The 22,812-nt window shown below is 69.0% G+C and carries 12 protein-coding genes; 8 read left to right on the forward strand and 4 right to left on the reverse strand.

Annotated features, from left to right (window positions below; all coding sequences use genetic code 11):
* Window positions 1-18 precede the first annotated feature (18 nt).
* The 5 genes from ACIHAX_RS18510 to ACIHAX_RS18530 all read left to right on the forward strand — a co-directional run bounded on the left by ACIHAX_RS18510 (window position 19) and on the right by ACIHAX_RS18530 (window position 9,780).
* Window positions 19-1,506, forward strand: coding sequence for an FAD-binding oxidoreductase (locus ACIHAX_RS18510; protein ID WP_355073109.1), 1,488 nt, complete (start codon window positions 19-21; stop codon window positions 1,504-1,506).
* Window positions 1,503-2,264, forward strand: a complete 762-nt coding sequence (locus ACIHAX_RS18515; protein WP_355073111.1) for a decaprenylphospho-beta-D-erythro-pentofuranosid-2-ulose 2-reductase — start codon at window positions 1,503-1,505, stop codon at window positions 2,262-2,264. Before ACIHAX_RS18510 ends, ACIHAX_RS18515 begins: the two co-directional genes overlap by 4 nt.
* 140 nt (window positions 2,265-2,404) lie before the next feature.
* Complete coding sequence (locus ACIHAX_RS18520; RefSeq protein ID WP_397278848.1) at window positions 2,405-4,420, forward strand: galactan 5-O-arabinofuranosyltransferase; 2,016 nt, start codon at window positions 2,405-2,407, stop codon at window positions 4,418-4,420.
* Between the two features lie 102 nt (window positions 4,421-4,522).
* Window positions 4,523-6,421 carry a glycosyl transferase gene (locus ACIHAX_RS18525; protein ID WP_397278663.1) on the forward strand — a complete coding sequence of 633 codons (1,899 nt, stop codon included), beginning with the start codon at window positions 4,523-4,525 and terminating at the stop codon, window positions 6,419-6,421.
* 11 nt (window positions 6,422-6,432) lie between these two features.
* Entirely contained in the window at window positions 6,433-9,780 is a 3,348-nt protein-coding gene (locus ACIHAX_RS18530; protein WP_364432921.1) for an arabinosyltransferase domain-containing protein, read from the forward strand.
* A gap of 71 nt (window positions 9,781-9,851) precedes the next feature.
* Here the strand turns inward: ACIHAX_RS18530 and ACIHAX_RS18535 are convergent, their stop codons facing one another.
* Window positions 9,852-10,784 carry an NADP-dependent oxidoreductase gene (locus ACIHAX_RS18535; protein ID WP_397278666.1) on the reverse strand — a complete coding sequence of 311 codons (933 nt, stop codon included), beginning with the start codon at window positions 10,782-10,784 and terminating at the stop codon, window positions 9,852-9,854.
* A 99-nt stretch (window positions 10,785-10,883) separates the two neighbouring features.
* Here ACIHAX_RS18535 and ACIHAX_RS18540 point away from each other — a divergent pair, with 99 nt between their 5' ends.
* Together ACIHAX_RS18540 and ACIHAX_RS18545 are read left to right on the forward strand one after the other, a co-directional pair.
* Window positions 10,884-11,285 carry a helix-turn-helix domain-containing protein gene (locus ACIHAX_RS18540; protein ID WP_355073117.1) on the forward strand — a complete coding sequence of 134 codons (402 nt, stop codon included), beginning with the start codon at window positions 10,884-10,886 and terminating at the stop codon, window positions 11,283-11,285.
* A gap of 85 nt (window positions 11,286-11,370) precedes the next feature.
* Entirely contained in the window at window positions 11,371-11,529 is a 159-nt protein-coding gene (locus tag ACIHAX_RS18545) for a hypothetical protein (RefSeq protein WP_169332658.1), read from the forward strand.
* A gap of 213 nt (window positions 11,530-11,742) precedes the next feature.
* On the opposite strand, the gene ACIHAX_RS18550 is transcribed toward ACIHAX_RS18545, so the two are convergent.
* Window positions 11,743-15,108, reverse strand: coding sequence for an arabinosyltransferase domain-containing protein (locus ACIHAX_RS18550; protein WP_397278668.1), 3,366 nt, complete (start codon window positions 15,106-15,108; stop codon window positions 11,743-11,745).
* 223 nt (window positions 15,109-15,331) lie between these two features.
* On the opposite strand from ACIHAX_RS18550, the gene ACIHAX_RS18555 reads away from it, so the two are divergent.
* Window positions 15,332-15,829: a peptidylprolyl isomerase gene (locus ACIHAX_RS18555; protein ID WP_397278670.1), complete on the forward strand. Its 498-nt coding sequence runs from the start codon at window positions 15,332-15,334 to the stop codon at window positions 15,827-15,829.
* A gap of 67 nt (window positions 15,830-15,896) precedes the next feature.
* On the opposite strand, the gene ACIHAX_RS18560 is transcribed toward ACIHAX_RS18555, so the two are convergent.
* Both ACIHAX_RS18560 and pks13 read right to left on the reverse strand, forming a co-directional pair.
* Window positions 15,897-17,441, reverse strand: coding sequence for an acyl-CoA carboxylase subunit beta (locus tag ACIHAX_RS18560; protein WP_355073124.1), 1,545 nt, complete (start codon window positions 17,439-17,441; stop codon window positions 15,897-15,899).
* The gene (pks13, locus tag ACIHAX_RS18565) at window positions 17,438-22,732 is read right to left on the reverse strand and encodes a polyketide synthase Pks13 (protein WP_397278672.1); all 5,295 of its coding nucleotides are present in this window, start codon (window positions 22,730-22,732) and stop codon (window positions 17,438-17,440) included. The genes ACIHAX_RS18560 and pks13 overlap by 4 nt, the downstream gene beginning before the upstream one ends.
* Window positions 22,733-22,812: the final 80 nt, after the last annotated feature.

Raw genomic sequence — 22,812 nt, forward strand, 5'->3', positions numbered from 1 at the left:
GTCATACCTGTAGCCTCTATGCCGATGTCCACGAAAGCTCCGACCGCCACCAAGACAACCGGGAACGACAAAGGCGCCGGCGTCGCGAACGACGGCCCGGCCGCGGGCACCGCGTTCACTCTTCCGACGCGCACCCGCACGTTGACCGGGTGGGGTCGCACCGCACCCACCTCCTCCGAAGTGCTCTCGACCAGCGATCCCGAACTGATCGCCAAGGCAGTCGCCATGGTCGCCGAGGACAACGACGGCAAGCCCGCCCACCTGCGGCGCGGCGTGATCGCGCGCGGCCTCGGCCGCTCCTACGGCGACCACGCGCAGAACGCCGGCGGTCTGGTCGTCGACATGACCGCGCTGAACAACATCCACCGGATCGACCGCGACACCCGCATCGTGGACGTGGACGGCGGCGTCAGCCTGGACCAGCTCATGAAGGCCGCGCTGCCGTTCGGCCTCTGGGTCCCGGTGCTCCCCGGCACCCGCCAGGTGACCATCGGCGGCGCGATCGCCTCCGACATCCACGGCAAGAACCACCACAGCGAGGGCAGCTTCGGCAATCACGTGCGCTCGATCGATCTGCTCACCGCCGACGGGCAGGTGCAGCACATCACGCCGAAGCGCAACGCCAAGCTGTTCTGGGCGACCGTCGGCGGCAACGGGCTCACCGGCATCATCCTGCGCGCCACCATCGAGATGGTGCCGACGGAGACGGCCTACTTCCTCAACGACGGCGTGAAGACCACGACCCTCGACGAGACCATCGCCGCGCACAGCGACGGCAGCGAGGCCGACTACACCTACTCGAGCGCCTGGTTCGACGTGATCAGCCCGCTGCCCAAGCTGGGCCGGGCCACCATCACCCGGGGCAGGCTGGCGAAGCTCGACGAGCTGCCCAAGCGGCTGCGCAGCAAGCCGCTGAAGTTCGACGCGCCGCAGCTGATGACCGTCCCGGACATCTTCCCGAACTGGACGATGAACAAGCTGACGCTGATGTCCATCGGCGAGGCCTACTACCGGATGGGCGGCAACTACACCGGCAAGGTGCAGAACCTGACGCAGTTCTACCACCCGCTGGACATGATCGCGGAGTGGAACCGCGGCTACGGCTCCAACGGCTTCCTCCAGTACCAGTTCGTGGTGCCGACCGAGGCGGTCGAGGAGTTCAAGCGGATCATTGTCGACATCCAGGCCTCCGGGCACTACTCGGCGCTGAACGTGTTCAAGCTGTTCGGCCCGGGCAACCAGGCCCCGCTGAGCTTCCCGATGCCGGGCTGGAACATCTGCGTCGACTTCCCGATCAAGCCCGGTCTCAACGAGCTGGTCGGCGAGCTGGACCGGCGCGTGCTGGAGTTCGGCGGGCGGCTGTACACCGCGAAGGATTCGCGGACCACCGCCGAGACCTTCCACAAGATGTATCCCCGGATCGACGAGTGGATCAAGGTCCGCCGTAGCGTCGACCCCACAGGCGTTTTCATGTCCGATATGGCGAGAAGGCTGGAGCTGCAGTGATCAATGCCGTTGGTAACCCGCAGTCGATTCTGCTGCTGGGTGGCACGTCGGAGATCGGCTTGGCAATCTGCGCGGAGTACCTGAAGAAGGGGCCCGCGCGCATCACCCTTGCGGCGCTGCCCGGTGATCCGCTGCGCGAGGGCGCGGTCGCCCAGATGAAGGCCGCGGGCGCGAGCCAGGTCGAGGTCATCGACTTCGACGCGCTCGACACCGATGGGCACGCCAAGGTGATCGACGCCGCCTGGGACGCGGGCGACGTGGACGTCGCGATCGTCGCCTTCGCCCTCGACGGCGATCCCGAAGAGCTGTGGCAGAACCAGGCCAAGGCCGTGCGAGTCGCCCAGATCAACTACACCGCCGCGGTCTCCGTCGGCGTGCTGGTCGGCGAGAAGATGAAGGCGCAGGGCTTCGGCCGGATCATCGCGATGTCCTCCGTCGCCGGCGAACGGGTGCGCCGCTCGAACTTCGTCTACGGATCGACCAAGGCCGGTCTGGACGGCTTCTACCTCGGGCTCGGCGAAGCGCTGCGGCCGCACGGCCCGCGTGTACTGGTGATCCGGCCCGGCATGGTGCGGACCCAGTTCTCCGCGCATGTCAAAGAGGCTCCGCTCACCGTCGACAAGGAAGACGTCGCGGCGCTGGCGGTCGCGGCATCGCAGCGGGGGAAGGAACTGGTCTGGGCGCCGGGAACCTTCCGCTACGTGATGATGGTGCTGCGGCACATCCCGCGCTCGATCTTCCGCAGACTGCCGATCTGATCGGCGACCGAACTCGGACATGGTGCCCGCGTGATCAGTGATCGCGCGGGCACCTATCGTCTGACGGAGTGACCCTGTGAACCCGGAGGCGCCATGCGAGTAATCCAGTGCGACGAGCGCGGAGCGGTCCGTTGAGCACGGTGACCGCGGCGGACGAAGCGCCGCCGCGTCCCGTCGATCCGGCCCCCGCGCCGGGGCGCGGGTCACTCGTGGCACGTCAGATCGCGGTCGGCGTCGGCGAGGCCGCGCTCGCGGCGGTGGTCGCCGCCGTGGTGGCCGTCGTCGGGCTCGTCGCGTTCTCGCTGGTGCAGTGGCCCGCGTTCAACTCCTCCAACGTGACGCGGGCGCTGACCACGGTCGGGCAGGTCGGCGCTGCGGTCGTGCTCGCGGTCGCGATCGCGCTGCTGCGGCTGCGCAAGTGGCCCCGGATAGCGAAACTGCTGTCCTGGGTGGGTCTTTCGACGTTCGTCACGTTCACGGTCGGCATGCCGCTGGCGGCGACGAAGCTGTACCTGTTCGGCGTCTCGGTGGATCAGGAGTTCCGCACCGAGTTCCTCACCCGGCTCACCGATTCCGCCGCGCTGCGCGACATGACGTACGCGGATCTACCGTCGTTCTACCCCGCGGGCTGGTTCTGGATCGGCGGGCGGGTGGCGAATCTGCTCGGGATGGACGGCTGGGAAGTATTCAAGCCGTACGCGATCACGTTCCTCGCCGTGGCCGCGGTGGTCGCGCTGGTGTTGTGGTCGAAGCTGATCCGCGCGGACTGGGCGGTGGGCGTCGCGGCGGCGAGCACGGCGGTCACCCTGGCCTACGCCGCCCCCGAGGCCTACAGCGCCGTCATCGTGCTGCTGCTGCCGCCCGCGCTGGTGCTCGCCTGGGGGGCGCTGTATCGCCCGCTGGAGGGCGTGACGGAGGAGCATCGCACGGCCGGTGGCTGGGGCGCGGTCGTCGGCACGGGGCTGTTCCTCGGCTGGGCGGCCACGTTCTACACCCTCTACTTCCTCGTGGCGGCCTTCGCGGTGGCCCTGATGGGTCTGGTGGCGGCCTTCCTCGCGGTGCGTGCGCGGCGCGCCGACCGTCCGCGCCGCGCACGCGCGGCGACCGGGCCGACCCGTCCCGCGTGGCGCGCGGCGGCGCCGCCGCTGGTGCGGCTCGTGGTGATCGCGGTGATCGCCGGGCTGTTCGCGCTCGTCGTGTGGGCGCCGTACCTGGCGAAGGCGCTGCGCAGCGCGACGGCGAGCTCCGGGACCGCCCAGCACTATCTGCCCGAAGCGGGAGCGGAACTGCCGTTGCCGATGTTCCAGTTCTCCCTGCTCGGGGCGTTGTGCCTGGTCGGCATCATCTGGCTGGTGCTGCGCGGCGCGTCGTCGCGACGGGCGCAGGCGCTGGGCATCGGGGTGGCGGCGATCTACCTGTGGGCGCTGCTGTCCATGGCCGCGACCGCGGCGGGCACCACGTTGCTGTCGTTCCGTCTGGAGCCGGTGCTGTTGGTGCTGCTGTCGGTCGCGGGCGCGTTCGGGTTCGTGGAGGGCGCGCGGGCGATCTACCAGGCGTTGAACGAGCCCGCCCGGTTCCGGCTGGTGGCGATCGTCGTCGCGACGATCGGCGCGTTGGCGTTCGCCCAAGACATCCCGCACGTGCTGACTCCGGAGATCACGACTGCCTACACAGACACCGACGGAGACGGAAGGCGAGCCGACAAACGGCCTGTGTCGGCCGTGTCTTTCTATGACGAAGTGGATGCGGCGCTCACCGCGCAGACCGGGCGGCCACGCTCGGACACGGTGGTACTCACCGCCGACACCAGCTTCCTGTCCTTCTATCCCTACTTCGGCTTCCAGGCGCTCACCTCCCACTACGCCAACCCGCTCGCCGACTTCGCGGGCCGGGCGGCGACCATCGAGAGCTGGAGCAAGCTGAAGACGCCGCAGGAATTGATCGACGCGCTCGCGGCGAGCCCGTGGCGCGCACCGGACGCGTTCCTGTTCCGGCGCAGCGGCGACACCTACACACTGCGGCTGGCCAAGGACGTCTACCCGAACGACCCGAACGTGGCGCGCTATTCGGTGAGCTTCCCCAAGGAACTGTTCGCCGACCCGCGTTTCACCACCACCGACATCGGACCGTTCACGCTGGTCACCGTCCACCGCTGAAATCGCGGCGGTTGAACTCGCGCGCAGTGGATACCCCTCTCGTTTGTCGGTCCACGCACAGCGTGGTTGCAACGGAGGGCGCTGGCGAGGAGTGATGCGCAGGTGACACAGGCACAAGACGCCGAGACCGACCTACCGGCGGAATCGGCGACGGTCGCGATCGCGACGAAAGAGGCGACGGCGACCGGAGTGCTCACCACTCCCGCGCGTACCCGGCGGCTGTCCCGACTTCCGCTCGCCGATCTGCTCGTATGCGCCGGTTACCTGGCGCTGGCCGCGACGGTGCTGTCGGGCCAGTGGCGCGATACCGACAACGGATACCTGATCAAGAGCGGTCAGGACCAGACGATGTGGGAGTGGTTCTTCGCCGTCACCGCGCACTCGGTGGCCGCCCTGCACAACCCGCTCGGTACCGATCTGCAGAATTTCCCGGCCGGGGTGAACATGATGGCCAACACGGCCATGTTCGGTGTCGGCGTGCCGCTGACACCGGTCACCTTGCTTTTCGGGCCGACCGTCACGTTCGTACTCGTGCTCACCCTCGGTCTGGCCGGAACAGCGTTCGCGTGGTATCGCCTGTTCGTCCGCGAGCTCGTCCGGTCCCGGGTCGCGGCGGTGATCGGCGGACTGTTCTGCGGATTCGCGCCCGGAATGATCTCGCACGCCAACGCCCACCCGAATTTCGTCTTGCTGCTGTTGCTTCCGATCATCGCGGGCCTGCTGATCCGGATGGCGCGGCGAGCGGCCGCGGCGGAACGGGAGCGGCCGGGCGGGCGGGTACGGGATGCCGCCGTTCTCGGACTTCTGGTCGCGACGCAGATCGCGCTCGGCGAGGAACCGCTGTTGATCTTCGCCATCGCGTTCGGCCTGTTCGGGATCGTGTATTACGCGCATGCTCCGCGCACCGCGCTGCGCGTGACGCGAGTGGTCGCCCCGACTTTCGCGCTGGCCGCGGTGATCACGTTGGCACTCGCCGAGATTCCGCTGTGGTGGCAATTCTTCGGCCCGCAGAGCTATCGATCGATCGACCACGGCCCGATGGGCAACGACCTCGAAGCGCTGGTGCAGTTCCCGTCCGAATCGCTGGGCGGCGTGTTCGCGCCCGGCGCGAACGTGGCGATCAATCCGACCGAGCAGAACGCGTACTTCGGCTGGCCGCTGCTGCTGTTGGTCGTGTTCACGGTGGGAATGCTGTGGCGCGACCGCGTGGTGCGGGCCGCGGGCGTGGTGATCGCGGTCTTCGGCCTGCTGTCGCTGGGCGCGGTCGCCACGATCGGTAAACAGCCGACCGGCATCAATCTGCCGTGGCGCTGGGCCGAACATGTTCCGCTGCTGAACACCGTGCTGGAGAGCAGGATGAGCATGGCCGCGATCCCGGCCATCGCGGTGGTGCTCGCGCTGGCCAGCGACCGCGCGGTGGGGACATGGACGCAATCGGCGGTGGACTGGAAGCCGCTGGCCTGGTTCGCGGCGCTCACCGGTGCGCTGCTGCCGCTGATCCCGACCATCCTGCCGGTGGTCGAGCGACCGCCGACACCGGACTTCTTCGCCGACGGCGCCGTCCGCCGTTACGTCGGCGACGGATCGGTGGTCCTGGTGCCGCCGCCCCGGCCACCCGACGCACGGGCGCTACGTTGGCAGGCCGACGCGGGTTTCACCTTCCCGCTGGCGGGCGGCTACTTCGTCGGCCCTACCGGTACCAGCAAGAAAGGCATCTACGGTCCCGAGGCCCGTCCGACCACCGCTCTGCTGGTACAGGCCCAGGACACTGGAGTCGTACCGCCGATCGACGCGGGCGTGCGTACCCGTGCGCTGGACGATCTGCGGTTCTGGCAAGCCGACGTCTTGGTGCTGCCCGCGACGAAGAACGGCGAAGTGTTGCGGGAGACCGTGACCCAGCTGCTCGGATTCACGCCGACGCGGGTCGAGGACGTCTGGCTGTGGGACGTTCATTCGCTGCGCGCGTCGGGGGCAGTCGGCATCACACCGGGCGGTAGCTAGCATCAACCACCGTGCGACCGGACCGATCTTCTCCAGCGTTCACCCGTATCCGCTTGATCGCCCTCCTCTCCGGGCTTCTCGGATTCCTGCTGGCCTTGCTGACCCCGCTGCTGCCGGTGCGGCAGGATCGGGCGAGCCTGGACTGGCCCGAGTCCGGCGCCAGGAGCGTGGCGGCGCCGCTGGTGTCCTACGAGCCGCTGCGGTTCAGTGCGACGCTGCCCTGCTCGATGACCGGAGAGCTCGGATCGGGCGGCACGCTGCTGTCCACCGCCCCTGTGGCCTCCGGGCGGGCGGCTACCAAGGGCCTGGTGGTCTCGGTCGCCGACGGCGTCCTCTCGGTGGTGCAACGCGACATCCCGCTGTTGTCCGCGCCGCTGGCCGAGGTCGGGTCCTGCGCCACGATCCGCATCGAGTCGACCGCCGCCGCGACGACGGCTGAACTCACCGGCGTCACCCGGCAGGACGGCACGCCGTTCCAGTCCACGGTCGGCCGGGACATCCGGCCGCAGCTGGTGGGCGTGTTCACCGATCTGAAGGCCGATCGGCTCGCCGGAGCGCAGGTGCACGCGGACATCGACTCGCGTTTCTCCTCCACGCCGACGCCGTTGAAGCTGGCCGCCATGATCGCCGCCGCCGTGTTCACGCTGATCGCACTCGTCGCACTGCATCTGCTGGACACCGCCGACGGGCGCCGACCGCGCCGGTTCCTGCCCGCGCACTGGTGGCGGGTCACCCCCGCGGACGGCGTCGTGCTGGGCACGCTGGCGCTGTGGCACGTCATCGGGGCGAACACGTCCGACGACGGCTACATCTTGAACATGGCGCGCGTCTCCGGGCACGCGGGCTACATGGCGAACTACTACCGGTGGTTCGCGGTCCCCGAGGCCCCGTTCGGGTGGTCATACGAGGTGCTGGCGTGGATGTCGCGGATCTCCGACGCCAGTCTCTGGATGCGACTGCCCACGCTGCTGGCGGGCGTGATCTGCTGGCTGGTGATCAGCCGCGAGGTGCTGCCCCGCCTAGGCGCGCGGGTGCGCCGCAACAAAGTGGCGCTGTGGACGGCGGGCCTGGTCTTCCTCGCGTTCTGGCTGCCCTACGACAACGGCCTGCGCCCCGAACCGCTGATCGCGGCGGGCGCGCTGCTCACTTGGTGCTCGATCGAGCGCGCCATCGCGACCGGACGGCTGCTGCCCGCCGCGGTGGCCGTCCTGATCGCCGCGTTCTCCCTCGCGGCGGGCCCCACCGGCCTGATCTGCATCGCGGCGCTGATCGCCGGTTCACGGCCGGTGCTGCTGATCATCATCAAGCGCGCTCGCGGCGCCGTCCCGGCCCGGACCGGGCCCGACGCCGACGCGGCCGCCGCCGGTTCCGCCGAAGCCGCGGCCGCGGTGAACGCCCCCGCGAAGGTGCGCGAGCCGTCCCGGGCGGGCGCGGTGTTCCGGTTCGCCGCGCTGGTCGCCCCCGGCCTCGCCGCGGGCACGCTGGTGCTGGTGGTGATCTTCGCCGACCAGACCTTGGCGACGGTGCTGGAAGCCACCCGGGTGCGCACGATCGTCGGCCCGAACGTCGCGTGGTTCGACGAGCGCACCCGCTGGGACTCGTTGCTCATGCTCTCGCCGGACGGTTCGCTGGCGCGGCGGTTCGGCGTGCTGGTGATGCTGCTGTGCCTGCTCGTGTGCGTGCTGCAAGTTCTGCGGAAGGGCCGGATTCCGGGCACCTCGCGCGGCCCCTCGGTGCGCATTCTCGGCATCGTGTTCGCATCGCTGTTCCTGATGATGTTCACCCCCACCAAATGGACGCACCACTTCGGCGTGTACGCCGGACTGGCCGGATCGCTGGCCGCGCTCGCGGCGGTCGCGGTGGGCACCACCGGTATTCGCTCGCCGCGCAACCGCGCGTTGTTCGCCGCCGCCGTGCTCTTCCTGCTCGCCGTGACGTTCACCGGCTCGAACGGGTGGTGGTACGTGTCCAGCTATGGTGTCCCGTGGTGGGACAAGGCGCCGTTGGTCGCGGGCAAGGGGCTGTCCACGTTGTTCCTCGGGCTGAGTGTCCTCGCGCTGCTGGTCGCGATATGGCAGCACTATCGCGAGCCGTACCGGCGTGAGCGGCCCGGAGCGCCACGGCGATTCGACCGGTGGGCCTCCGCGCCGCTGACCGTGGCCGCCGCGCTGCTGGTGATCTTCGAGGTCGCCTCGCTCGCCAAGGCCGCTGCCACGCAGTACCCCGCGTACTCGATCACCAAGTCGAATGTGCAATCGGTCGGCGGGGATTCGTGCGCGCTGGCCAACGAAGTGCTCGTCGAGACCGACACCGCCGATTCGCTGCTGCAGCCCTTCACCGGATCGCCTGCGGACGGCTTGGCCGCGCAGAATAAAGGATTCACCCCGAACGGGGTCGCGCGTGACCTCACCGCGGACGCGGAGGAGACGGTCAGCGGCGGCGCGAACTCCGTGGACAAGGATTCGGAGAACAAGACCACCAACACCACCGGCGCGGGCACCGGCGGCGGCACCACCGAGCAGGCGGGCATCAACGGCAGCACCGTCGCGCTGCCGTTCGGTCTCGACCCGGCGAGAACCCCGGTGCTGGGCAGCTACCAGGAGGGCGAGCAACAGCAGGCGAAGCTGACCACCCAGTGGTACCGGCTCGACCTGACCGACAGCATGCGCAACGACCCCGCCTACCAGGTGCTCGCGATCACGGCGGCGGGCCGGATCCGCTCGGTGGACGCCGACGGTGTGCTCACCTACGGACAGGAACTGCACCTGGAGTACGGCGTCCGTGGCGCGGACGGCGAGGTGCGCACGCTCGGCTCGATCGATCCGCTGGACATCGGCCCAGCGCCGTCCTGGCGCAACCTGCGGGTGCCGCTGGACCGGCTGCCGGCGGAAGTGAACGCGGTGCGGCTGGTCGCGATCGACAACGACATCACGCCCAAGCAGTGGCTGGCCGTCACCCCGCCCCGGCTGCCCAAGCTGGCCACGCTGAATTCCGTGGTCGGATCGCAGGCTCCCGTGCTACTCGACTGGCACGTCGGCCTCGCCTTCCCGTGCCAGCGGCCGTTCGACCACAAGGACGGCGTGGGCGAGATTCCGCAGTGGCGCATTCTGCCCGACCGGGTCGGCTCCGACGCCTCGAACGCCTGGCAAGACGACATCGGCGGCGGCCCACTCGGCTGGACCGGCCTGCTGCTGAAATCCCAAACCGTCCCCGCATACCTCGACCGCGACTGGGCTCGCGACTGGGGCTCCCTCGAACGCTTCACCCCCTACGACCCCACCGCCATTCCTGCCCCCATCACCACCACAACCCGAACTCGCACCGGCCTCTCCACCGACGACCCCATCCGCATCCGCTGACTCCGCGAGTGGCACACGGTGGAGCGGGCTTCTCGCGATCCGCCGCAGCCGTGTGCCACTCGTGGAGGGTGTCAGGGGGTGAGGACGAGGCGGCCGCGGAGGCCGCCGAGGGATAGGCGGGATTGGGCTTCTCGGACGGCGGTGAGGGGGTGGGTCGCCGCTACGCGGAGGGTTAGTTTGCCCGCGTCTACTTGGGTTACGAGGTGGTCGAGTCGGGTGCGGTCGGCGCGGACCAGGACTGTGTGGACCTTGGTGCCGCGCAACGGGATCGGGGTGTCGGGAACGCTGATCGACGCGAATCGCCCGCCGCCGCGCACCGCGGCGAGCGTCGCCGGGCCGAGGGCGGCCGCGTCCAGGGCGGCGTCGACGCCGCCGGGGACGATGGCGCGGACGGCATCCGGCAAGGATGCCTGGCGCGGAACGAAATCGGTGGCGCCCAAGGCGCGCACCGCGTCCTCGTCGGCGGGTGCGGCCGCGGCGATCACCCGGATACCCCGCGCCGCCGCGAGTTCGACCGCGAAGCCGCCGACAGCCCCCGCCGCGCCGGTGACCAGGAGCGTGTCGGTGGACGCGAGATCCAGCGCGTCGAGCGCCTGGAGCGCGGTGAGACCGTTGAGCGGGAGGGTCGCCGCTTGCACCGGCGACACGGAAACCGGAGCGGGCGCGACGTTCCCGACCTCCAGCACCACGTAGTCGGCCTGCGCACCGAGCGAGACGTCGAGCCGGTCGCTGATGCCGATCACCGCTTGCCCCACCGTGAACTCCGTGACGCCCGCGCCGAGCGCGTCGACCGTGCCCGCGACATCCCAGCCGACGCCCCACTGATCGCGCTGCGCGGCGAACGGCGTGCCGCCCACGCCCGCCCGCACCATCAGATCCACGGGGTTCACCGTCGCCGCCGCGACCGCGATGCGAACCGCACCCGGGCCGGGCTGCGGAGTCGGCACTTCCACGATCTCCACCACGGCTTCCGGTCCCGGCCGGCGGACTACCACTGCACGCATGATGTTCCTTCCTGTCTGCTGCCGACCAATCTAGGAACGGTTACTATCCAATGGGTAGTAGTTACCCGAAAGTGCGTTAGAGGCAGCGAGGTGCTCCCGATGGCGACGAAGACCGCGGCGCAGCGCCGTGAGCTGGCAAAACAGCGGTACGACGCGTACATCGCCGAGTGCCCGACCCGGCAACTCCTGGACCGGATCAGCGACAAATGGGTGAGCCTCGTGTTGGCCGCCCTCGCCGACGGGCCGTTGCGCTACGGCGAACTGAACCGGATCATCGCGGGCGTGAGTCCCAAGATGCTCACGCAAACGCTGCGCGGACTGGAACGCGACGGCCTGGTGGAGCGACGGATCACCGCGGAAGTCCCGGTCCGCGTCGACTACGAACTCACCCCGCTCGGCCACAGTCTTCAGCCGGTCATGAGCGCGGTCAAAGCATGGGCGGAGACACGCATGGACGACGTGATCGCCGCGCGGGCGCGCTACGACCGCACCGTCCAATAAACCGGTTGTCCGGTCTGAAAAATATGCTCCCACCTGTGGCTATGCATCGCAGGACGAATCGGGCCGCTGGCCTTAATCTGAATCCATGACAACGGCATTCGATGAAATGGATCTGCGCGATCTTGTCGGACTGCTCAACGAAGAGGAACAACGGGAGCTGCGGCCTGCGGTGCTGCGCGTGCTCGGCCGCCTCCCTTCGCAAGAGGTGCTCCGGCGCGAGCTCGGCCTTCGGCTGAAGGTCTGAGCGCCCGGTAACGCACCGGCGACATACGGCAGGGCCGCCGCGCAGGATTCACCTGCGCGGCGGCCCTGTGTTCTGGGCACCTAGCCCGTGGCCAGCTCGCTGAACGCGACGTCGACGGATATCGGCACGTCCAACCGGCCTGCCTTCATGAAAGGGCCGCCGCGCAGGATCGGTGCCCTGCGCGGCGGCCTTGGTTTCGGGTGGTTCACCCGATCAGAACACCCGCATACTGCCCGGCGACCAGAGGCCCGAGCGCGTCGCGGTGCCGGTGTCCAGCTTCGCCGGGACGGCGCTGCGGTCGTACTGCTCGTAGCGCTCCAGGGAGCCCCAGTCCCGTGCCCAGTCGTCCTTCAGGTAGGTGGGCACGGAGATGGACCTGGCCAGCATCTGCGTGAAGCCGAGCACGCCGCCGAACTCCTCGGCCTGCCAGGTATTCGTCGAGCTGATGGCCAGCGGGCGGTCCGGCAGGATGCGGTAGCCGGGCGCCTCGGCCACGCCGTTGCGGTGGTCGAACGGACGCTGGCACGGGAACTGCAAGCCCACCGCCCAGTCCAGCAGGATCGGCTGCTGGGAACCCAGCAGGCTGTTGAGCGTCTGCAACTTCGGCATCCGCGGCGGCGTGAAGGCCAGCCACTGATCCCCGATCAGGATCGGGTCGTTGGCGACGATGCGCACCGCGTCGGCGTCGGGCGCGATCTCGTCCAGCGGCACCCGCAGGTTGCGCCAGGACGGGAACGGGCCGATGTCACGCGGCAGGTAGGTGCCGAGCTTCTGCACGCTGCCGTCGGGCTGCCGCTTGCCGTAGTCGACGGTCAGCGACTGGCCGTACTTCATCGCGCCGGTGTCGTCGAAGGAGAGGATGCGACCGGCGGCCGAGATCACCACCAGCGGCTTGTCCGCCGAACGCGCGGGCAACTGGTACCAGCTCGAGGTGACGTTCGCGGGCTGCTGCACGCCGTTCTGGTAGCTGCCGAGGATCGGTGTGGTCGCCGGATCCAGGCCGAACGGGAGGGCGACGGTGGAGCCGTTGACGCCGCGCGCGCCCTGACCGCCGCCCGTGCCCGCGCTCTGCCCCTCCGCGAACGCCGCGCCGACCGACTGCGTGGAAGTGTTCCCGGTGCCCGGCTTCACCTCGACGCTGTCGGCGGACAGATCATTGGGCACGCCGTTGGGGTCGAAACCGACCGGATCGACACCGGCGAGCGGATCGGACGGATTCGTCGGCGGGTGCGCCGGATCCATGATCGGCTGCAACTTGCCCGCGTTCGGGTCCGGCTCGACCAGCACGTCATTGGCCAGGCCGCAGGTGCTGCCGCTGAGCGCGTCGATGTTCGACCGGGCCAGCGAGTACGCCGGATACTGCGAGACCGCGCCCTTCACCAGCGAGAGCACCTCGAGCGCGACCATCAGCGCGGCGACCACGGTCAGCGGGATCGCCGCGAACCGGCGGATCCGCCTGCCACGTGCCGTCTTGGCCGACGGCTGCGGCGCGGTGTAGTCCTCCCGCAGCGCGTACCAACCGACCAATGCCAGCGCCACGCCGAACAGCACGAGCATGAGGGTGTTCGACTGGTAGCCGTGCAGCGAGACGCGCTTGTCGAACCACGGCACACCGAAGCTGGACACGTACCAGTAGCCGTTGATGCCGGAGAACGCGATCGCGAGCACGAACAGCAACCCGGCCAGGAAGATGGCCCGGTTCTTGCGGGCTCGCAGGGCGCTCGCCGAGACCGCGACCGCGGTGACCGCCGCCAGCGAACCCGCGATGCCCGCGTACGCGCCGAAGTGGTGGGTCCACTTGGTCGGGTTGAACATCATGAAGAAGATCGTCCCGAAGACCACGCCCATCAACCGCCAGGTCGGACCGCTGGAGATACCCGGCACCCGCCTGCGGCGCAGCAGCACCAGCATGGTGGTGAACAGGCACAGCAGCATCACCAGGAAGGCGAAGCGCCGCGACAGCGAGCCGTCGACGGTCTCCACGAACAGGTAGTAGTAGCGCAGGTAGTCCTCGTACCAGGCCAGGTTCGGCCCGGTCACCTGACGCACCCGGTTGGCCTCCTGGATGCCCGCGAAGGTCTGGTCGGTGTAGACGGCCGTCAGCACGAGCACGCCCGCCGCGGCGATCGGTGCGAGCAGCGGCAGCGTCGAGCCCCACCGACCGGCGCCGAGCGCGGCGAACTGCCGGTGCTTGCGCACCACGATGCGCAGCATCGGACGGATACCGGCCAGCAGCGCGGCGACGCACATCAGGCCCGTCGGCGCGGCGGCGAGAGTGAACGCCGCCACCAGGACGGCCACCGCGGCGGGCAGCAGCCGCCCGGTCGCGATGGCCCGCTCGATCGACACCCAGGTCAGCAGCGCACCGAGCGCGACGATCGGCTCGGAGCGCAGGCCGTTGTCGAACGGCAGCCAGAACGCCAGGAACACCAGCCCGCCGGTCCACAGCGCCACCTTGCTGGTGCGCACCCCGCGACCCAGCCGGGGCACCACCTCGCGGCTGATCACCAGCCAGCACAGGATCGCGCAGGCCAGCGCGGGCAACCGCACCCAGGCACTGGCGGTGGAGATCTCCGAAAAGACCTGGATGACGTAGTAGTACCAGCCGAACGGCGCCTCCGGCACGCCGTACCAGCGGAAGTAGTTGGCCATGTACCCCGCGTGCGGGGCCACCCGCACCATGCTGAGGATGTAGCCGTCGTCGGAGGTGTTCGCGCCCGCGAAATGCCACAGCAGCAGCGTGCCGACCACCGCGCCGTCCGCCCAGGTCGGCTTCAGCCAGTTCGCGGGCAGGAACCGGCGGTGCCCACGCCCGTCACTGCTGTCGAGCCGGGCCAGCGCCGCCAGGGCGATCAGCGTGCACAGCACCGCCGCGATCATCGCGACCAGCTTGATCGCGGTCGGGCTGGAGGAGAAGCGGGTGTCCACCGTCATGGTGAACGACAAACCGGTCGGCGCCGCGCCCTTCAGATCGGAGAACACCCCGACCACCTGGGGCCGCAGATCGCCGCCGAGCTGCCCCTCCACCGGCACGGTGACCGACTCGTTCGCCCCGGCCGCCCCGCCCTCGATCGGACGCTCCACCTGCCTGGTGAGCCCGTTGAACACGCCGTAGGTGCTGTCGCTGTCCGAGGCGATACTCAACGACGTGCACTCGCCCATGCGGCTGCGGTCGGCCGACACCACCACCGCGTTGCGGTCGACCACGTCCACCGAGGTCTCCGACACCCGCACGAACAGCGCCTCCAACGCGGCCCGGTCGCCCTGCGGCGGCGCGGTGGCCAGCAGCATGCCACCGCGCTCGGGTAGCTGGGCGATCGTCTCGCACGGGATCGTCGCCTTCAGGTCGATCGGGACCTGCGACATCAGCGGCGCCTGCACGTTGCCGAGCGTCCCGCCCTGCGGCCAGTTCAGCACCGCGGTCGTCTGCGTGACCGGCAGGAACGGCGTCGCCAGCGCGAACAACGCGCCGAGCACTCCGGCCACCAGCGCGATGAGCCGGGCGGTCCGGAAATCGTTCGGGGTCACCACCGGGGCGGCGGGAGGTTTCGTGAGTACAGCGGTTGCGGCGTCGGGCACGGTTGGCAATGCTAGCTGGCTCCCCCGCCTCTCCGGGTCTTTAGGCCGTGCTAGTGGGGCGTCGCGCCATTTGCGTTCAGGTCCTACGTCAGGTGCGACTCAGGTTCTGGGCGTACCCGGCGAGTTACCCATGTGCTCACGAAACCAGTTCGTCGGTATCGGACGCTACCGGAAAAGTACCCGTATCACGCAACGGTCTACGAAAGGATGGAAAGGTGGGTGTATGACCAAGGTGAATATCTCGACGAACTACGGATCGATCGTGCTCGAGCTGGACGATCAGAAAGCGCCGAACACGGTGCGCAATTTCGTGGACTACGCGAACGCGGGCCACTACAACGGCACCATCTTCCACCGCGTCATCCCCGGCTTCATGATCCAGGGCGGCGGGTTCGAGCCCGGGTTGCGTCAGAAGGGCACCAAAGCCCCGATCCAGAACGAAGCGAACAACGGCCTGAAGAACAACAAGTACACCGTCGCGATGGCGCGCACCAACGACCCGCACTCGGCCACCGCGCAGTTCTTCATCAATGTCTCCGACAACGACTTCCTCAACCACTCCGCTCCCACCGCGGCGGGTTGGGGCTACGCCGTCTTCGGCGAGGTGACCGAGGGCACCGACGTGGTCGACAAGATCGCGGGTGTCCGCACCTCCTCGGCGGGCATGCATCAGGACGTGCCGGTCGACGACGTCGTCATCGAATCCGTCACCGTCAGCTGATCATTCGAGACGCCAGACGCGAATCGGGCCGCGCCCCAAGGGGTGCGGCCCGATCGTGTACCGGTTGCTACAGCGGCAGCAGGTGATGCTTGCGCGGATTGCGGGCAACGGACTTGTCCCGCAACAGCTGTAGCGCACGACGGATTTCCAGTCGGGTCGTCGACGGCTCGATGACCGCGTCGACGTATCCGCGTTCGGCGGCCACCCACGGCGTCGCCACGGTGGCGTTGTAGAAATCGATCATCTGCTGGCGAATCGCCGCCCGCTGGTCCTCGGGCGCGGCGTCGATCTGCTTGGCTCCGATCAAGCTGACCGCGCTCTCGGCGCCCATGACCGCGATCCGCGCCGTCGGCCAGGCCAGGTTCACGTCGGCGCCCAGCTGCTTGGAGCCCATCACGGCGTAACCGCCGCCATAGGACTTGCGGATCACCACGGTGACCTTCGGCACCGACGCCTCCACGTAGGAGAACAGGAACCGTCCACCGCGCTTGATGACGCCGATCTTCTCCTGTTCCACACCGGGCAGGAACCCGGGCGTGTCCACGACGAACACCAGCGGGATCTCGAACGCGTCGCACAGACGCACGAAATGCGCCGCCTTGTCCGAGGCGCGGGCGTCCAGCGCGCCCGCATACACCATCGGCTGGTTGGCCACCACGCCGACGCTGCGACCGTCCACACGGGCGAAGCCGGTGATGACGTTGCGCCCCGCCGAAGCGCCGAATTCGTGGAACGCGCCGTCGTCGAAGATGCGCAGCAGGATCTCGTGCATGTCGTACCCGGAGTTGTCGGAGTCCGGGACGATCGAGTTCAGCTCCAGGTCGGTGTCGGTGATCTCCGGCTCCAAGCCGGGATTCACGATCGGCGCCAGCTCCTGGCAGCTGGTCGGCAGGTAGCTCAGGTAGTCGCGCACCCACTCGAACGCGGCCGATTCGTCCTTGGCCACGTGGTGGATGTTGCCGTACTCCGCCTGGCTGCGCGCGCCGCCGAGTTCCTCGAGACTCACGTCCTCGCCGGTGACCTCACGGATCACCTTCGGCCCGGTGACGAACATGTACGCCTCTTCGGTCGCCACCACCACGTCGGTGTTGATCGGGGCGTAGACGGCGCCACCGGCGCATTTGCCGAGGATCATCGAGATCTGCGGGACCAGCCCGGACAGCGGCTCCTGCCGCCGCCCCAGCTCGGCGTACCAGGCCAGTGAGGTCACCGCCTCCTGCACGCGCGCGCCGCCGGAGTCGTTGATGCCGACCACCGGGCACCCCACCTTGGCGGCGTACTCCAGGATCCCGGCCACCTTGCGGCCGAACATCTCGCCGACCGAACCGCCGTAGACGGTCTGGTCGTGCGAGAACACCGCCACGGGCCTGCCTTCGACCAAACCGTGCCCGGTGACGACGCCGTCGCCGTAGAGCGCGGCGGAGTCGCCCGGTTTGCGGACCAGCGCGCCGATTTCCACGAAGGTTCCCGGATCGAGCAGCATGTTGATCCGGTCGCGGGCGCTGGGAATACCCTTCTTCGCCCGCTTGGCCACGCCCGCTTCACCCGCCGGCTCCTGCGCTAAATCCAGGCGCTTGCGCAGGTCGGCGAGTTTCTCGGCAGTAGTGCTCACTTGGCCCCTTTCGCCTCGATCGCGGCGAGCTTCGCGGTCAGGTCGGCTCCGATCTTGCCGATCCGCGGTTCGTCGATGATCTGCAGGTGGTCGCCCGCGATGTGGACGACCTCCAAATTCGGGATGTACTCGTCCCAGCCGCCGTTCGGCACCCGGTCGGCGAAGCGTGGCTCGAGCTCGATCATCCCGTCGTGGTAGCGATCGGCGAGGTAGAGCACGACGTTGCCGTCGTAGTGGGACGGTTGGGTACGGGCGAGGTGGCGACTATCGATCCACGAGGTGCGCTGGTGTTCGAGCACGCCACCGGGAATCTTCGCGCCACTGATCTTGATCAGGTCGCTGATCATCTTGAACTGCTCTTCGTCGGATGCCGCGGCCAGTGTCTCCAACTGCTCGCGGTCCAATTCGCCGTCGACGCCGTAAGTCTTCTTGGCGAAGGTTTGGTAGCGCTCGATCCGCCGCACCCGCTCCTCGGGGCTGTTGTCCTCGCCCTGCGTCGGAATGGCCAGATCGATCAGGCCGACCACGCGCACGTCCGCGCCCTCGGCCCGCAGCAGTTGCGCGGTCTGCATGGCCAGCACCGCGCCCAGCGACCAGCCGTACAGCACGAACGGCCCGTCACCCTGGAGCTTGCGCAGCTCGGGCAGGTATTGGCGGGCTCGTTCCTCGATGGAACCGTCGACCCGTTCCAAGCCGTACATCGGCGTGTCGGCGGGCAGACGCTTCAGCAGAGGCTCGTACACCAGCGTGTTTCCACCGGACGGATGGAACACGAATACCGGAACCGCGTTCGAGCCCTCCGCGCGAGCCCGAAGCGGACGCACGAAACCGTCCACATCCGCGCCGCTGTCCTGCAGGTTGCGAACGATGTCGGAGAGCTGCTCGATGGTCTCGCAATCGAGCACGTCGTCCACGGTGACCTCGGCCTTGACCCGCTCGGTCAGGCGCGCGGCCAGCTTCTCCGCGGTGTCCTCGTCGAGGATCGGCAGCGTGTTGAAGATACCTCCGGCCGACTTACCGGTAACCACCGCCCAGGTGGCGAAGGTCAGGCGCTCGGCGGCGTCGCGCGGCGGGACGTCGTCCTCGTCGGCGGGCTGCTTGGCAGCGCCGCCGAACACGGCTGCGGGCGCGGCAGCAGGCTCGGGGGCGGGCGCCACGGCTTCGGGCACAGCGCTTTCCGGCGTCACGGAATCCGTCGGCGCGTCAGCCGGTGCTGCCTCGGGCGCGTCGGTCGTCTTGCCGGTGACCGCCTCGGGCGCGTCGGTCGTCTTGCCGGTGACCGCCGCGACCGGGTCGGCCCCGGTGGCCAGCGCCGCGCGGGCCGTGGCGATGAAATCGGAGTCGACGGCCAGCTCGCCGGTACCGCCCGCGGCCTTGTCTGCGGCCTGCTGATCCGCCATCGCCTGCACCTCGTCGCGGTGCTCGATCGCGTACCGCAGCACCTTGCCGACCTCGTGCAGGCTCGCGTCCCGCACAGCCTGTACCTGCAACTGCGGGATGTCGAACTCGTACTCGACCCGGTTCTTGATGCGCATCGCCATCAGCGAGTCCAGACCGAGTTCCATCAGCGGGATCTCCATCGGAAGATCCTCGACCGCGTAACCCATGGACTCCGCGACGATCAGCGCGAGCCGCTCCTCGACGGTCTGCGTGCCGTTCGGATCCCACCGGTCGCCGAAGGTTTCCACGACCTCGATGTCGGCGTCGCCCTGGGGCTGCGCGGCGGGCACCGGGACCGTTTCGATCGCAACAGGTTCCGGCAGCGGAGCACCGGAGGTGACCACGGCGTCGAACACCAGGCGGAAGGCGCTGCCCTCCTTGGCATGCACCTGCACCGAGGCGCCGCCGGGATGCGGGGTGAGCGTGGTGGTGAGCGTGCCCGCGGCCGGGATCGGCGCGTGCGGGATGGACGCGCCCAGCGACACGTCGCTGAGCACCTGCGCCGCCGCGGCGCGCACGAGTCCGGCGAGATCGGTCACCGAGGAGGCCTGGACCTCCCAGACGTGCCTGCCGTCCGGCAGCGCCACGTGCGCACCGGGAACCCGGCCGTTGCCGCCCGAGGACAGCTGGACCTTCGGCCAGTACTCCTTGCGCACGAACGTGGTACGCGGAACGTCGGCGTACTCGCCTGCACCGAGCAGCGAGAACAGATCCACCTTGTGCCCGTGGACATAGAGCTGGGCGAGCGCGGCGATCACACCGGCGGACTCGTCTTCTTTGCGCTTGAGCGTGGGGATGAGCTGCGCGTCGTGCACGCCCGCGGCGAAGGTGGTGCCCAGCACCTGCATCAGCGCGACGGAATTCGGCGCCAGCTCCAGGAAGGTCGTGTGCCCCGCGTCCACGGCGAGCTTCACCGCGTTGGTGAAGTACACGCTGTGGCGCATGTTCTTGACCCAGTAGTCCTCGTCGTGGATCGGGTCGTGACCGGAGCGGAAGAACTCTTCCTTGTGCACCGTCGAGTACAGGCCGGTCTTCAGCTTGGTCGGCTCGATACCGGCCAGCTCCGCGGCCAGCTCGCCGAGCAGCGGATCCATCTGCGAGGTGTGGCCCGCACCGCGGGTCTGCAGCACCCGGGCGAACTTGCCCGCCGCCTCCACCCGGGCGACGATCGCCGCGACCTGGTCCTGCGGACCGCCGATCACCGTGTTCGTCGGCGCGGCGTACACCGCGACCTCGACGTCCGGGTATTCCGGCAGCAGGTTCGCGACGTCCTCGGCGCTGTACTCGATGAGCGCCATGTTGCGCACATCGTCGTCGCTGATCATCTGCTCGCCCTCGCCCATAAGGCGGGAGCGAGCGCAGATCACGCGCACCGCGTCCTCGAGCGAGAGACCACCGGCGATGTACGCGCCGGCGACCTCGCCCATGGAATGACCCACCACCGCATCGGGTTCCGCGCCGTGCGCGCGCAGCAGCGCCGCCAGGCCGACCTGGATGGTGAAGATGCCGACCTGCGAGGTGCCGACGTTGTAGTCCTGGCTGTCGTCGAGGAACAGTTCGCGCACCGAATATCCGGCCTCGTCCTGCACCAGCTCGTCGACCTCGTCGACGGCCTTCGCGAAGATCGAGTTCTCCAGGTACAGCTGCTTGCCCATCTTGCGGTGCTGCGCGCCGAAACCGGCCAGCACCCACATCGGGCCCATGGCCGCGGGCGCGTCGGCGGTGAAGACGCCGGTCCCCGGCTTGCCCGCCGCGATGGCGCGCAGTCCGGCGATCGCCTCTTCGTGCGTCTTCGCCAGCACCACGCCGCGCGAACGCCAGTGGCTGCGCTTGGCCAGCGACCGCGCCACATCGGCGAGCGGAGTCTGCGCGCCCGCCTCGGATTCCAGCCAGTCGGCCAGCTCGGCGGCGGCACGACGACGCCGCGAAGGCAGATAACCCGACACGGGCAGGATCTGGGGCAGCGGCTCGGTGCGCTCGGCGGTCCATTCCGCGTCGGCTTCGGCCGCCTCGGCCACGGCGTCGCCTGCCGCGGATTCCGTCTCCGCGTCGGCGCTCTCCGCCACCGCGTCCTCGTCCAGCCGGGCCTCGAGTTCGGAGAACGGAGCCTCGGTCTCGGTCGCGGTCGGTACGTACTCCTGGACGACGACGTGCGCGTTGGTGCCGCCGAATCCGAAACCGGAGATGCCGATGGTCGCCTTGCCGCTGTAGCGGGGGAACTCGGTGGGCTCGTCGACGATCTTCAGGTGCGCCTGATCCCACGGGATGTACGGGTTCGGTCCGGCGTAGTTGATGTTCGGCGGAATGACGTTGTGCTGCAACGACATGATCACCTTCGCCAGGCTCGCCGCACCGGCGCCGGATTCCAGGTGGCCGAAGTTGGTCTTGGCCGAACCGAGCAACGCGGGCTTGTCGGCCGCACGTCCCCGGCCGACCACCCGGCCGAGCGCGTCGGCCTCGATCGGGTCGCCGATCAGGGTGCCGGTTCCGTGCGCCTCGATGTAATCCACCGCCGACGGCGCGATGCCCGCGTCCCGGTAGGCGCGACGCAGCACTTCTGCCTGGGCGTCGGGATTCGGGGCGAGCAGACCGTTGGACCGCCCGTCGTTGTTCACCGCGGAGCCCTTGATCACGGCGTAGATCGTGTCGCCGTCGCGTTCCGCGTCGGCGAGCCGCTTCAGCACCACCAGACCGCCGCCCTCGGAGCGGACCATGCCGTCGGCGTCGCTGGAGAATGCCTTGATGTGCCCGTCCTTGGCGACGCCGCCATTGGCGTCGAAACCGAGCGTGGCCATCGGCGCGAGCAACATGTTCACGCCACCGGCGAGCGCCAGATCGGCGTCACCGCTGCGCAGCGCCTGCACCGCCTCGTGCACCGCGACCAGCGTCGAGGAGCAGGCGGTGTCGACGGCCACCGACGGACCGCGGAAGTCGAAGAAGTAGGAAACCCGGTTGGGGATGATGGACGTGACGCTGCCCATGATCGCGTAGGCCTCGGCCGATACCGGCACGTTCGGATCGCGTTCGCTGCCGAGGCCGAGCGCCGCGAGCAGCATGAAGTCGTTGCCCGACGAGCCGATGAACACGCCGACCGGCTCGCCCTTGAGTTCGCTGGCCGGAATCCTGGCGTGCTCCAACGCCTCCCAGGTCAGCTCCATCATCAGGCGCTGCTGCGGATCGACCCGCTCGACCTCGACCGGCGACATGGCGAAGAACTCGGCGTCGAAACCCTTGACGACGTCCTGATCGAGATAGCCACCCCTGGTGTTGGCGTTCTCGACCGCTTCCGCCAACTGCGGCTCGGCCAGGAACTCCGACCAGCGCCCTTCGGGCCGCTCCCGGATGCCGTCACCGCGTCCGATGAGAAATTCCCACGTCGACTCCGGAGTGTCGCCCGCACCGGGCAGCCGCGTCGACAGACCCACGATCGCGATGTCGTGTGCCTCACCCGGCGCGTAGCCCGCCGTGTAGAAGGCGTCGTCGGACGACTCCGCGGGCAGCTCCGGCTCGCCGTTGATGATCCGCTCGGCCAGCGAGGCGATGGTCGGATGCTGGTACACGATCGTCGCGTTCAGCATCACGCCGGTCAGTTCCTCGATGTCCCCGCCGAGGGCGATGGCGTCCCGCGAGGCGAGCCCGAACTCCTCCATCGGCCGGTCCACGGTGATCTGCTCGATCGGTTGCCCGGTCGCCTCGGAGACCCAGCGCCGCAGCCACTCACGCAGCTCCGCCACCGACATGTCGGTCTGCGCGCCGCCCTTCGCGGACTCGGCCGGGGCCGCCGCGTCGGCGACGGTCTCCACGGGTGGGGCGTCGGTCGTCTGGGTGGGCGTGCCCTCGTTGTCAGCCATCAATTCCTCAAGCTACCTGTCTGCGTACCGGGCGTACCGTGTTTGATGCTCGGCGCTCGAGAAGCTCGGCGCCGAGCGTC

Source organism: Nocardia sp. NPDC051929, from assembly GCF_044548645.1.
GTDB classification, from domain to species: Bacteria; Actinomycetota; Actinomycetes; order Mycobacteriales; family Mycobacteriaceae; genus Nocardia; species Nocardia sichangensis.